At 71.8% G+C, this 13064-nt stretch carries 12 protein-coding genes; 4 read left to right on the top strand and 8 right to left on the bottom strand.

All coding sequences use genetic code 11. The features are described 5' to 3' along the window. Nucleotides 1-18: 18 nt before the first annotated feature. Complete coding sequence (locus BJ982_RS21915) at nt 19-1191, bottom strand: pyridoxal phosphate-dependent aminotransferase (RefSeq protein WP_184882902.1); 1173 nt, start codon at nt 1189-1191, stop codon at nt 19-21. Between the two features lie 72 nt (nt 1192-1263). Between BJ982_RS21915 and BJ982_RS21910 the strand changes: the two genes are divergently transcribed. The 4 genes from BJ982_RS21910 to BJ982_RS21895 are packed head-to-tail and all read left to right on the top strand — an operon-like array spanning nt 1264 to nt 4018. Next, a complete protein-coding gene (locus BJ982_RS21910) occupies nt 1264-2277 on the top strand; it encodes a DUF418 domain-containing protein (RefSeq protein WP_184882900.1) in 1014 nt (337 codons plus the stop codon). A gap of 25 nt (nt 2278-2302) precedes the next feature. Beyond that, the gene (locus BJ982_RS21905; protein ID WP_184882898.1) at nt 2303-3124 is read left to right on the top strand and encodes a carbon-nitrogen hydrolase family protein; all 822 of its coding nucleotides are present in this window, start codon (nt 2303-2305) and stop codon (nt 3122-3124) included. Between the two features lie 10 nt (nt 3125-3134). Beyond that, entirely contained in the window at nt 3135-3593 is a 459-nt protein-coding gene (locus BJ982_RS21900; RefSeq protein WP_239122792.1) for a hypothetical protein, read from the top strand. Next, the gene (locus tag BJ982_RS21895; protein WP_184882897.1) at nt 3590-4018 is read left to right on the top strand and encodes a UCP033725 family protein; all 429 of its coding nucleotides are present in this window, start codon (nt 3590-3592) and stop codon (nt 4016-4018) included. The genes BJ982_RS21900 and BJ982_RS21895 overlap by 4 nt, the downstream gene beginning before the upstream one ends. A 175-nt stretch (nt 4019-4193) precedes the next feature. Here the strand turns inward: BJ982_RS21895 and BJ982_RS21890 are convergent, their stop codons facing one another. From BJ982_RS21890 to BJ982_RS21860, 7 genes are all read right to left on the bottom strand, one after another. Next, nucleotides 4194-5714, bottom strand: a complete 1521-nt coding sequence (locus tag BJ982_RS21890; RefSeq protein ID WP_184882894.1) for a carboxyl transferase domain-containing protein — start codon at nt 5712-5714, stop codon at nt 4194-4196. Further along, entirely contained in the window at nt 5711-6868 is a 1158-nt protein-coding gene (locus tag BJ982_RS21885) for a CaiB/BaiF CoA transferase family protein (RefSeq protein WP_184882892.1), read from the bottom strand. Before BJ982_RS21885 ends, BJ982_RS21890 begins: the two co-directional genes overlap by 4 nt. Before the next feature lie 159 nt (nt 6869-7027). Further along, nucleotides 7028-8560, bottom strand: coding sequence for a hypothetical protein (locus BJ982_RS21880; protein WP_184882890.1), 1533 nt, complete (start codon nt 8558-8560; stop codon nt 7028-7030). 1 nt (nt 8561) lies between these two features. After that, entirely contained in the window at nt 8562-9386 is an 825-nt protein-coding gene (locus BJ982_RS21875) for a hypothetical protein (RefSeq protein WP_184882888.1), read from the bottom strand. Continuing rightward, nucleotides 9370-10125 carry a gamma-glutamyl-gamma-aminobutyrate hydrolase family protein gene (locus BJ982_RS21870; RefSeq protein ID WP_184882886.1) on the bottom strand — a complete coding sequence of 252 codons (756 nt, stop codon included), beginning with the start codon at nt 10123-10125 and terminating at the stop codon, nt 9370-9372. The genes BJ982_RS21875 and BJ982_RS21870 overlap by 17 nt, the downstream gene beginning before the upstream one ends. Continuing rightward, nucleotides 10126-11301, bottom strand: coding sequence for an ATP-grasp domain-containing protein (locus BJ982_RS21865; RefSeq protein ID WP_184882884.1), 1176 nt, complete (start codon nt 11299-11301; stop codon nt 10126-10128). Between the two features lie 19 nt (nt 11302-11320). Then, nucleotides 11321-13063 (bottom strand): hypothetical protein, encoded by a 1743-nt coding sequence (locus BJ982_RS21860; protein ID WP_184882882.1) that lies wholly within the window; start codon nt 13061-13063, stop codon nt 11321-11323. Between the last annotated feature and the right edge of the window lies 1 nt (nt 13064).

Here is a 13064-nt window from a genome sequence, read left to right as displayed (position 1 = left end):
GTCTTCACCCTTGGCGCCTCAGACGGCCCCGCGCAGGCGGCCGAGGCGGGCCACGGCCTCGTCGATGATCTCGTCCTTCTTGCAGAAGGCGAAGCGGACGAACCGCGCGCCGAGCTCGCGGCGGTCGTAGAAGACCTGCGTGGGGATGGCGACGACGCCGGCGAGCTCGGGCAGCCGCCGCGCCAGGTCCAGGCCGTCGGTGAAGCCGAGCGGCGTGATGTCGGTCTGCACGAAGTACGTCCCCGCCGGGCGGTAGACCTCGAACCCGGCGGCGGACAGGCCGGCCATGAGCCGGTCGCGCTTGGCGGCGAGGCCGTCGCGCATGCCGCCGACCCAGGGCAGCTCCTCGCGCAGCGCGTGCGCGACCGCGAGCTGCCAGGGGGCGCCGGAGGTGAAGGTGAGGAACTGCTTGACGGTCTGCACGGCCGTCACCAGCTCGCGCGGCGCGCACACCCACCCGGTCTTCCAGCCGGTCACCGAGAACGTCTTGCCCGCCGAGGAGATCATGACGGTGCGCTCGCGCATGCCCGGCAGCGTGGCGAGGGGGATGTGCCGGACGCCGTCGAAGGTCAGGTGCTCGTACACCTCGTCGGTGATCGCGATGAGGCCGTGCTGTTCGACGACGGCGGCGATGGCCGCCAGCTCGTCCAGGGTGAAGACGGTGCCGGTCGGGTTGTGCGGGGAGTTGACGAGGATCGCCCGGGTGCGCGGGCCGATGGCGGCGCGCAGCTCGGCGGGGTCGAAGGTGAACCGGCCCTCCACCGGCCGCAGCGTCACCGGCCTGCGCACGGCGCCGGCCAGCGAGATCGCGGCGGCGTAGGAGTCGTAGTAGGGCTCGAAGACGACGACCTCGTCCCCGGGTTCGCACAGGGCGAGGACGGACGCGGCCAGCGCCTCGGTCGCGCCGACGGTGACCAGGACCTCGCCGTCGGGGTCGTAGACGAGGCCGTAGTGCTGTTTGCGGTGCTCGGCGACCGCCTGCCGCAGTTCGGGGACGCCGGGGCCGGGCGGGTACTGGTTGAGACCCTGCCTGATCGCGGCCACGGCCCGTTCGAGCATGGCCTCCGGGCCGTCGGTGTCGGGGAACCCTTGCCCGAGGTTGATCGAGGCCGTCCGGACGGCGAGCGCCGTCATCTCGGCGAAGACGGTCGTGCCGAACTCGCGCATGCGCGCCACCAGAGGTTCGCTCACGCGCAGCAGCCTATCGGGCCTTCCGGCGTCACCCCCTCGGGCGAATGCCTGAAATAGCCGTATATATAGGGCATGCACAGCGAGGCCGTCCCGGTGACGCGCATCCACGAGCTGGACGCCCTGCGCGGTTTCGCGGTCTGCGGGATCACCTTGGTGAACACCTGGCAGCACACCATGGGGGAACTGGCGGGCCGGCCTCCGGCGCCCGCCGACTGGGTCTTCGAGAACCTCCTGCAAAGCCGCTTCTACCCGATCTTCTCCTTTCTCTTCGGCGTGAGCTTCGTGCTGTTCCTGCGCTCGGCGGCCCGCAGGACGCCCCGCCCGTGGTGGCCGCTGCCGCGCAGGCTGGCCGTCCTGGCCTGCCTCGGGCTGCTGCACAGGCTCGCCAGCCCGGGCGAGGTGCTGCTGCCGTACGCGATCACCGGGGCGGTCGTGCTGCTGCCCGCGTCCTTCCTGCCCCGATGGCTGGTCCTCGCGGCCGGGATCGCCGCCACCGCGTGGGGGACGTTCATCCAGTTCGGCGGCATATGGATAATCCCGGGGCTCTTCCTGCTCGGCATGGCCATGATCGAGTACGCGCCCGGCCCGCGCGCCCTCCTGCCCACGCTCGCGGTGAGCGCGCCGCTCGCCGTCGCGCTCACCTGGGGCTGGAACTACCTGTGGACGCACCCGGAGACGTTCGAATTCCCCTACACGCCCGCCGTGTACCCGCTGGCCGGGCTGGCCGCCGCCACCGCGTACTGCGCCGGGGTGCTGCTGCTCGTCCGCGCGCGTCCCGCCCCGGCCGCGTTCCTCCGGCCGCTCGGGCGGATCACGCTCACCGCCTACCTGTTCGGCAGCCTCTGCTCCGTCGTCGCCGCGCCGCTGCTGGCCCGGGACCCCACCCGGCTCGCCGTCATCGGGTTCGGCGCCGCCCTGGTCGCCGTGCCGGCCGCCTTCGCGCACTGGTGGCTGGCGCGCTTCCGCTACGGGCCCCTGGAGTGGGCGTGGCGCTGCCTGACCTGGTGGGAGGTGGTGCCCAACCGGCGCCCCTCCCCCGCGCCTCGCCCGTTCCCCGACCACGCGGCCGGGGATCTCGGCAACTGACCCCGCCCGCGCTTACGCTGGTCGGGTGACCCGCATCGCCCTGTGCCAGATCCCGGTGTCCGACGACCCGAAGACCAACCTCGAACGCGTGCGCGACGCGCTCGGCAAGGCCGCCTCGCGGGGCGCCGCACTCGCCGTCTTCCCCGAGGCGACGCTCACCCGGTTCGGCAAGGCCGTCGCCGACCACGCCGAGCCGCTCGACGGCCCGTTCCTGACCGCCGTGGCCGCCGCCGCGCGCACGCACGAGGTGGCCGTCGTGCTCGGCACCTTCGAGCCGGCGGACGGCCGGGTGTACAACACCGCCGTCGCGCTGGACCGCCACGGCGCGCGGGTCGCGGCGTACCGCAAGATCCACCTGTTCGACTCCTTCGGCGCCCGCGAGTCCGACCTGGTCGCCCCCGGCGCCGAGCCGGTCGTGGCCGAGCTGGCCGGGCTGCGGCTCGGGCTCGTCACCTGCTACGACGTCCGCTTCCCCGAGCTGGCCCGCGCCCTGGTCGACCTCGGCGCCGACGCCCTCGCCGTCATCGCCGCCTGGGGCTCCGGGCCGATGAAGGAAGAGCACTGGACCACGCTGGTCAAGGCCCGCGCCATCGAGAACACCACCTGGACCATCGCCGTGGGCCAGGCCCCGAACCCCGAGGCCAGGGACGGCTTCGGGGTGGGCAGGAGCATGCTCGTCGACCCCATGGGCGTGGTACGCGCCGACCTCGGGCCCGCGCCGTGCGTCCAGGTCGTCGAGATCGACCCCGCCGAGACCGAGCGGGTGCGGGCCACCCTGCCGAGCCTCGCGCACCGCCGCGCGGATATTTACGGCACCGTGCGGAAAGCGGAGGTCGCCAGATCGTAAAATACCGGGTGTGAGCGAGCCGGCGCCAAGCACCCAGATGCAGAAGGTCATCCCCCCTCGGCTGCTGGTGCCCTACCTCGCGGGCCAGCGCACGATCATCTCGGGCTACGTCTACCGCGTCCAGGACTGCTCACGGCTGTCGACCCCCGAGCAGCTCGTCTCCGCCCTCGACCTGACCTTCGAGGGCTCGGAGCTGACCCCCGCGGTCCCCGAGCTGTACATCCTGCGGTGGCAGGCCCGCGAGTCCGACGCCTACGTCGTCCCCTACGGCCCGCACATGGGCGGAGATTGGAACGATTCGCCCCCGTTCGCGGGCAACGGGTTCACCACCTCCCGCCAGCACGTCGTCCCCCAGTTCCACACCACGCCGATGCCGATCCCGGCCGGCGCCGAGATCCACCACATGACCGCCAAGAGCCAGCGGCGCTTCGCCGACTACGACGGGCTGACCTGGCGGCGGGCGGCATGAGCGACATCGAGCCCGTGGGCCTCGGCTTCATCGCCCGCCAGCACGACCAGACCTACGCCGCCGCGCTCGGCCCCGGGCCCGGCGAGGTCGTCCTGTTCAGCGAGGAGCCCCGCGAGGGGTTCGAGCGGGCCGGCGGCTACTGGCGCCGCCGGGTCCACCGCGACGACCTGCAGTGGCTGGTGCTGCTGCGCACGGTCGGCGCGTTCGGCGGCGAACCCTGCGTGGTCCTGGACGAGGACGACGACGGCCTGCACATCGCCTACACCGGCCACAGCGGCCCGAAGGCCGAGGCCCTCGGCTACTGGATGGTCGACCACGGCGCCTACGAGGTCGTCGTCCCCCACGACGAGGTCCACTCCATCCGCGTCGAACGCATCCCCATCCCAAGCCACCCACCCCAGAGCGCGAGCATCTCCGGCACGTGACCTCCCGCCCGCACCCGCGCTCACCGACCTCTTCTTCGCCGTGCACTACCCGGCGACGGACCGGCTTGCTGGGCCGCCCGGCGCGAACCGCCCCCGAGGGCATCGCGCGAAGGTGTTCGCCGCCTGCGCCGAAGACGCGAGCGACGCGGCCTCCGTGTCGTGCCGAAAGTCGCTCTCAGTCCGGGCGCAGGCCGAGTCCTCGGTAGCGGGCGAGGCGGGCGGACAGGCGGTCGCCGGCGGGGCGGTCGAGCAGGCCGATGATCTCGTATTCGAGTGTTCTGGCCACCCGTTCGCAGAACGGGCGCGGCTCGTAGGCGGCGTCCGGGAATTCCGGAATTATTCGGTCAACGATGCCGTCCCGCTGGAGATCCGCGGCCCGCACCCCCTGCGCCTTGGCGATCTCCGGGGCGAAGTCGATCGTCCGGTACAGGATCGCCGAGGCGCCCTCGGGCGGCAGCGGCGACAGCCAGCCGTGCTGCGCGCACAGCACCCGGTCCGCGGGCAGCAGCGCCAGGGCCGCGCCGCCCGCCCCCTCGCCGAGCAGCAGGCACACCGTCGGCGCGTCCAGCGCCACCAGGTCGGCCAGGCACCGGGCGATCTCGGCCGCCAGCCCGCCCTCCTCCGACGCCTTGGACAGCTCGGCGCCCGCCGTGTCGATCACGGTGACCAGCGGCAGGCCCAGCTCGGCGGCCAGGTGCATGCCGCGCCGCGCCACCCGCAGCCCCGCGGGGCCGAGCTGGCGGCCGGTCCGCTGCCGCCGCCGGTCCTGGCCGAGCACGACGGCGGGCGCCGCGCCGAACCGGGCCAGCGCCAGCAACAGCCCCGGGTCGTTCTCGCCCACGCCCGTGCCGTTCAGCGGCGTGACGTCCGAGGCGCCGAGCTTGAGCAGCGCCCTGACGCTCGGCCGGTCGTCGCGGCGCGACCGGCTGATCGCCTCCCACGCCTCGACCTCCACCGGCCGCTCCACCGGCTCGGGGCCGCGCTCCAGCCCGCGCGTCGGCGCGCACAGCACGGCCAGGGCGCGCGCCGCGATCGCGCGGGCGTGCTCCGCCGACACCACCGCGTCGACCAGGCCGTGCCGGAACAGGTTCTCCGAGACCTGCACCCCCTCAGGGAACGGGTAGCCGTACAGGGACTCGAAGACCCGGGGGCCGAGGAAGCCGATCAGCGCGCCGGGCTCGGCGGCGGTGACGTGGCCGAGCGACCCCCACGAGGCGAACACCCCGCCGGTCGTCGGATGGCGCAGGTACACGATGTACGGCAGGCCCGCGGCCCGGTGGCCCGCCACGGCCGCGCCGATCTTGATCATCTGGACGAAGGCGAGCGCGCCCTCCTGCATGCGGGTGCCGCCCGAGGCGGGCGCGGCCAGCAGCGGCAGGCGCTCGGCCGTCGCGCGCTCCACGGCTCTCACCAGCCGTTCGGCCGCCACCACGCCGATGGACCCGGCCAGGAAGGAGAACTCGCAGGCCATCACCGCAACCCGGCGGCCCTCCAGCAGGCCCTCCCCGGTGACGACCGACTCGTCGTAGCCGGACCTGGCGCGCGCCGCGGCCAGCTCGTCGGCGTAGGAGGACCCGGGCGACACCGGGTCCCGCGGTGGCTCGTCCCAGGACTTCCACGAGCCGGGGTCGAGGACGGTGTCGATGAGCGTGCGGGCGTCGGGCCTCTTGGGTGCGGCCCCGTCGGGCGTGGTCACCCTTCGCGCTCTGCCAGCCAAGACAGCACGGCCTGGTTGTCCTGCCCCAGCCGTGGCGGGGGCGTGTGCTCGGCGGGCGGGGCGTCGTCGAACCTCAGCGGCGACCCGGGCAGCTCGATCGTCCCGAGGTCGGGATGGTCCACGGTGACCACCAGGCCCTGCGAGCGGGTCTGCGCCCAGGCGTAGACCTCGTCCAGCGAGCGGATGGCGCCGGCCGGGATGCCGAGCCCGGCCAGCACGGCCAGCCAGTGCGCCCGGTCGTGGCGGGCGAGCGCGCGCTCGATGTCGGCGATCAGCGCGTCGCGGTTGGCGAACCGCCGCCGGTTGTCCTCGTAGCGGGGGTCGGCGGGGTCGATGCCGAGCACCGGGGCCAGCCTGCGCCACTGGACGTCGTTGGCGACGGCTATCTGGATCATGCCGTCCGCGCAGCGGAACGCCCCATAGGGCGCGATCGAGGCGTGGTGGTTGCCGGCCGCCGCCGGGACCTTGCCGGCGACCGTCCAGGCCGTCCCGTGGTAGGAGTGCACGCCGACCACCGAGGCCAGCAGGGACGTGCGCACGACCTTCCCCCTGCCGGTGCGCTCCCGCTCGTACAGAGCGGCCACCACCCCGTACGCGCCGTGGATGCCGGCGAGCAGGTCGGCGATCGAGGCGCCGACGCGATACGGCTCGGCGGGCGACGGGCCGGTGAGGCTCATCAGGCCGCCCTCGCCCTGGGCGATCTGGTCGTACCCCGGCCTGCCGCCCTCGGGGCCGTCGTGGCCGAAGCCCGTGATGGACAGGATCACCAGGCGCGGGTTCAGCTCGTGCAGGCGCTCCACCGGGAAGCCGAGCCGGTCGAGCACGCCGGTGCGGAAGTTCTCGACGAGCACGTCGCTCTGCCGCACCAGGCGGGTCAGCAGGGCGGCGCCCTCCTCGGACTTCAGGTCCAGGGTGACGGACCTCTTGTTGCGGTTGGCCGCCAGGAAGTACGTCGAGACGTCACCCGACGGGCCCACGAAGGGCGGACCCCAGCCCCGCGACTCGTCTCCGCCGTCGGGATGCTCCACTTTGATGACCGTCGCGCCCAGATCGCCCATCATCTGCGCGCCGTGCGGCCCGGCGAGCGCCCGGGACAGGTCCAGGACCACGATGTCGCTGAGCGGTCCCTGCAAGGTCGACCTCCGGGGTGTCGCGAGGAGAACGCGTCGGTCCACTAGCCAGCCTGCCAGGTCCGACCGACCCTGCGACACCCAGGAAGCGCCTCGAAATACACCCGAATCACCCTCCTCCGCGACCATCCGCGCCGCCGGCCGGCGACCATCACCACGCGATCAGGCCTCCTGCGTCAATGTCCGTTCGAAGTAGATCCAGTCGTCGGCGCCGGGGTCGGAGATGTGTATCAGGTTCTCGAGCGCGTCGTAGTGGGTGGTCGGGTAGCGGATTACCCGTCTCAAGATCTCCTTGAACAGGTGCAGGCTGCTCAGCTCCTGGTCGGCCTCGAGCATGGTGATCTCCGCCTCTCGGCCGAGAAGGTATCCGCGCAGGTCACCGGCGAGCCGGGTGTAGTGCGTGTTGTGGGCGTACAGCCCCAGGAAATCGCGGTAGGTGAGCGGTCGCCTGCTCCGGACCATGACCTTGAATCCGAGTACCCGCACGACATCGTGGACGAGAGCCGCCGTCGCGACGGCCCCCTCGCCTGCGAGCTCCGCGCCCGCGAGATGGGCGAGCAACCCCTCTAGACAGCCCTCCGGATCCCGCAGGTCCTTCGTGTACCAGGACCTGGCGGCGACCTTACGGGCGATGTTGCGGATCCCCCAGCCGACGGCCGCGGCGGAGGTGCCGGTCTCATAGGGGCTCGGGGGCCGGCCGGTGTAGACCTCGATCAGCCCGCGGATGACGTCCCTTGCGGTCGGCCGGGAGCAGGTCGCGAACGGTCCGCTCAGGATGTCCGGTTTGAGGATCATCAGGGCGTCCGAGGCGGGTGCCTGCTGAGGCTCGTCCTCGCTCGCCGCGCCGCGGGTGACCAGCAGGTCCAACAGGTCGAGGAGCCGCTCCAGGTCGGAGAGCGGGACGACCGGATGCAGCCCGATGTGGAACGAGCCCGGCGCGGCCGGATCGATCAGCCCGTAGGCGAGGTGCGACGCTTCGAGGAAGCCCGCGATTCGGGAGACGGTGCCGGGTGGCAGCGTGGTGACGAGATGGACCGTCAGCGCACCGGCGTCCCGGGAGGCCGGCGGCCGGAGCCAGGCCTTGCCCCGTGCCCATGCGGCCACCGTCCCGAACCTGGCGGCCCGATCCTCCTCCGCCCGCGCGAGATCGGTCTCGGCGGTGCGCCGCACCCCCTTCGCCAGCATCACCCAGTCGGTGACCGCCACCGATGCGGACGCCTCGGCCAGGGCGGGTACCAGCGCGGGAACCGCGGCTGCGAGCCGCGGCGAGACGATCACGACGCTCAGACCGCTGCCGATGCCCAGCAGGGCGTCCATGTGAACGAGGGCGAGGTCCAGGTTCTGGACGACAGGTCCGGTGAGCAGCGCCGCGGAGCGGGAGAGGTCCGCCGTCGACCAGCCACCGGCTTGCGTCTCGGCCCACCCGGCCAGCCTGCTCATGTGCTCGGGCCGGACGGCGACCACGTGGAGGGCATGGCCGTCCGGAACACCGAACAGGGCCCTGACCTCGGAGACGACCGAGGCGAGGAACGCGACCACCTGCGGGTCGTCGGGAAGCCGGCCGAGAAGGACGGCGCCCGAACTGTGCAGCGCGTCGATCCGGTCGGCCGGCACGGGCGCGCAGGCGCCGCCCAGCCGTGGTTCTCGGGGCAGCAGCCGGTCGGGCAGGTCGCGGAGCTCGAATCCCTGGGCCATCTCAGGGCAGTTTCCGCTCGGCTTGACGGCGCAGATAGGGGCCGACCAGTTCATCGGGCGCCGTGAGGACCATCTCCCTCAACCGGATCTTGACCGTGTCGAGCAGCGTTTTGGTCTCCCGCCCCGGCTCCAGCAGGCCGCGGAGGAGGAGGGCACGGTCAGCAGGGGCGAGTCGCGCCCGCCCGAGCAGCTTGACCAGCCACTTGGGGGCCGGGTTGGTCTGCCCTTCGAGTGCCAGCGCGAACCGTGCGAGATGCGAACTCGCCTCGCGGAGCATCCACGACGCCGAGTCCTCGCCGCCTTCGGCGAGTTCGCCTTCGACGTCGACGAGCCGGTTCACCGCCGCGACTCCGTGCACGTTGACCAGGTACTCCGCCAGCCGGTCCGTGCCCAGCTCCTGACGCAGGGAGTGCAATCGCGTCTCTCCCCGGACTGGAACGCCGGTGCGCACACGGTGCAACAACTTGAGGTCGTTCTGGCTCTCCAGCTGCACGATGCCGTCGCCTTGGCCGAGCGCGCCCAGGCAGTCGCCGAAGTCGGCACGTAAGCGGGACAGCCCGGCCGGCTCGATGATCGAGACGCTGACCTCCCGGCCGCCGATCACCCCGATCGTCCCGCTCTTCTCTCCCTTCCGGACGGTCGTCTCCGCGCCGATCACGGCGTCACCGTCCCGGCCGAGGAAATAGAGGTCGAGGTCGGAGTTGTCGTTGGCCAGCCCGTCCACGACCGAGCCGGCCACGAAGAGCAGGTCGTCCGCCCCGGCTTCCACCGCCACCGATGCCGCCTCGACCGCTGCCGCGATGGACGGTTCAGTCAGGTTCAGCATGTCGTCGTCCTTCCTGGTGCCGCTCGCATGCGCGACCGAACGATTGCAGGATTCTCTGGTTGAGCGGGCCGTCCGCCGTGTGCTGCTCGAAATGCCACTGGATTCCCACGACGAAGCGTTCCGGCCAGTCGATGCTCAGCGCCTCGATCACACCGTCCTGTGCCACGGCCTCGACCCGCACCTTCCCGGTCGCGGCGGCGACCGCCTGGGAGTGCTGCGAGTTCACCTGGGCGGTGCACCCGTCTTGGAACAACCCGCCGGGACGGAACTCGACGAGGTGCGCCTCGGCCCACCGGTCGCCGCCCTCCGCGGGTACGTGCCTGTGTACGCCCGCCGACTCGCCGGCCAGGTCCTCCAGGACGCATCCCGCATGAACGGCGAGCTCCTGCATGCCCCGGCAGCTGCCGAGGACCGGGAGACCGGGGACCTCGTGTGCGGCGCGCAGAAGCGCCATGGCGACCTCGTCCCGGCCGAGGTCGTATTCACGGCCGGGGACCTCGGCGTCCGGGCGACCGTACAACGCAGGATGGACATAGGACCCGCTCCCGGGCAGCACCAGTCCGTCCAGGCCGGCGACCACCCCGCCGATGACCTCCGCACCGACCGCGGGGATGAGCACGGGGAGTACCCCGGCGTGCTCGAGCAGGCCGGCGGTCACCACGTCGTTGACCCGTGAGTAACTGGTCCCGTTGGGGCGTCGTTTGCGGCAGGCCAGCACCCCGACGATCGGCCGGCCCATCTACGCTTCGATCCAGGCGCGCAGGCTCTTGGCCACGACCGGTACCTCATGGTCGTCCAGCATGGTGACAACGGCGATCGCGGGCTTCCCGGGATTCGTCCAATCCGTGGCCATGGTGACGAGTGGGTGCCCGGCCACGCGTTCCAGCGAGCGCTCCACCCCTCCGTCGGGCACCGGGACGATGACCATCGCCGCTTTGGCCGTCGCCGGGGCGGGTTCCGGCAGAGGTTCTCCGTTCAGCACGCCGAGCAGTTCCCGGTACGGCTGAACGCGGCCATCGGTCGCCAGCGGGACGAGATGGGAGTTGATCAGGTCTCCGCCCAGGCGGGCGCCGACCTCCAGGACGACCGGGCCGTCCGGTCCGAGGCGGAGGTCCACGTGGAAGCCGCCGTCCCGGATGCCCACCGCCCGCACAGCCGTCCTGGCCGCCTCGTGCAACCGCTCCGCCTCCCAGGGGGCGAGCGCCGACGGGACCAGCGTGGCCACCGTGCTCAGGCCCGCCTCGTCCAGGAACTTGTCGGCGACCGCCAGGGTCACCACCTGCCCATCGCGGACGAGACCGGTGACGGAGTGCTCGCTGCCCTCGACGTAACGTTCGACGACGAAAGCGCTGGACTCGACGTAGTTGGACGTGGTGGCGGCGAGCAGCGCGTCCATGTCGGTGCCCTCGTCGATCAGAGCGGTGCCTTTGCCGCCCGAGGAGTGGGCCGGCTTGAAGATCAGCGGCATGCCGAGTTCGTCGATCGCCGCCCGCAGTTCCTCGACCGTGGTCCCACGCCGCCAGGGGGGGTTGAGGCCATGGGGATCCAGAACGTGGCGCTGTGCGGCCTTGTCCCCGCAGACGAGCGCGGCCTGCGGGCCCACGCCCCTCAGCCCCAGGGTCTCGGCGATCAGGGCGGTGACGCGGATGTAGCGGTCGCCCCAGCAGACGACCGAGGACGGGACGCGGCCGGCGGCGCGCATCCGCTCGACGCTCTGCGCGGCGATCGCATCGACGGAGTCGGCCATGAAGAACTTCGCGATCTGCTCCTCCGGGAGGCCGATCCGGTCAAGGGAGGCGTCCGAGTGCACGAAGACGTCGTGGTCGCGGCCTAGCGCTGCCTCGATCTCGGCTTTCCACTCGAGGCTTGGACGGCGCAGCCCCATGAAGAGGACTGCCGGCCGGGTACTGGTCATGCTGGTGGAACCTTTCCTGTCAGACCAAAGCGGCGGCGGTGAACCGCCTCTGATACCACCGGTTGTCGAAATCGCTGATCACTAGAGCACGCCCGCCCGCGTCGACCTGTGAGGCGTAGGACTGGTACAGGCCGCGGAGTACCTGACCGATCGCAACGGCCGCGCGGAAATCTTGGAGCGTATACGGATCACCGTCCGTGCGCATCAGCCTGAAGTCGTGGATGCCGGGCCGAGACGCGCCCGCGAGAGTCAGCGGGAACGGGACGCGGATCGCGTGGCGTACCCCGTTCGCCACATGGCCCTGATGGTGGTGCGACGTCCATTCGGTGACGTCCGGCATGGTCGGCGCGTAGAACCAGTCTCGGTCGGCGAAGCTCGGGTCGTCGCCGACGCCGCTGGCGTGCGGCATGAAATGCCAGCCGTTCCAGCGCATGCGGGCCGCGATGGCTCGCACCACCTGCGTCAGCTCCTCGGGCACGCCGTTGTCGGCGAACCGCCGGCCGAAGTCCCGGCTCGGGACCACGCAGCAGTAGTAGTCGCTCGTCTTCCAGTGCCCCGGCACGGTGCTGCCCGCCGCGATCTGCCGCGATAACTCGGCCATGTCGCGGGGCCCCCGCGACATCCCGACATGTGAGACCGTCGCCTCCGTACCGGCCTCCACCAGATCATGGACCACCTGCTCGAAATGAGTGGTGAAGGCGGCGTCACGGGCGTTCTCGTGGGCTCGCACGGCGTGGGCGGTCCAGGCGCTCTCCCAGTCGCTCGTCCCGGCGACGTCGGTGCCGGGAAGCAGCCACATGAGCTTCTCCACGAAGGCTCCGGGCAGGTCCACGGCGGTGACGGGCACGGTGAACAAGTGCTCCTGCTTGTGGATGGTCATCGACTGCACCGTGCGGTAGAACGGCGGCCATCCGCGAAGCTTGCCGGGGCGGAGCTCCCTGGCCTGCGCGGACAGCGCGAACAGCCGATCCACGAGCGCCAGTTCATCCGTCTCCCGCGGCACCGACCCGTCATAGGCCGCGATCCGGTCGCGGATGAACGCCTCAAGACGTCCCGGCATCAGCTGGGTCCCGCTCATCTCCTCAGTACGCGACGGCGTCCCTGAACCGATCAGCGCGGTCATCAGGACGACGAAGCACGCGTCCTCGGGCGGCCACTGAGCGACCGGCACGTCGGCCAGCCGACTCAGCCGGCACCTGTCGGAGCCGACCGCCAGTGACTTGCCCACCAGGTTGCTCGCCCTTCCCAAGTTGGTGTAGCAGTGCGGTCCGATGTAGACCCGCATGGGGCCGACGTGGCTGAGCAGCGTCTGAAGGCCGGCGACCATCCGCTGCGCCTCGCCCGCGGGACGGGATCGCAGCCAGTCGGCGACGGCGCCGATCTCGTCGGCGTCCCGCCGCAGCGCCTCATCGCACTCTTGGTCGAGCGAGGCGGGCCGGGCGGCGCCCCATTCGATACGCCCGATCGTCAGGACGCCCTCCTCCTCAGGTTCACCGGCACGGAGGATCCGCAGGCGGCCGGTGGAGGTCAGTGCCAGGCTTTCTCCCGGACCCACGGGGCCCATCTGGGCGCCGGCCTTCTCCGCGGCGTGGAGCACGAAAGCCTCATGCCTGCTGAGCGCGCCCAGGGCCACCTCTACGGCAAGTCGTTCGCCGAGGGTCGCGGCGTGCATGGCCGCGTCGCGCACAAGGCGTTCGGCCGCGGCCTCCTGTGCGACCATCTCGACGAGCTTGGCGAAACCTTCGGTCTTGAGCGTTCCCAAA

Origin of the sequence: Sphaerisporangium siamense, assembly GCF_014205275.1 — a bacterium.
GTDB classification, from domain to species: domain Bacteria; phylum Actinomycetota; class Actinomycetes; order Streptosporangiales; family Streptosporangiaceae; genus Sphaerisporangium; species Sphaerisporangium siamense.
The sequence above is the reverse complement of the archived record's forward strand: the minus strand, read 5'-3'. Positions and strand labels throughout refer to the sequence as shown.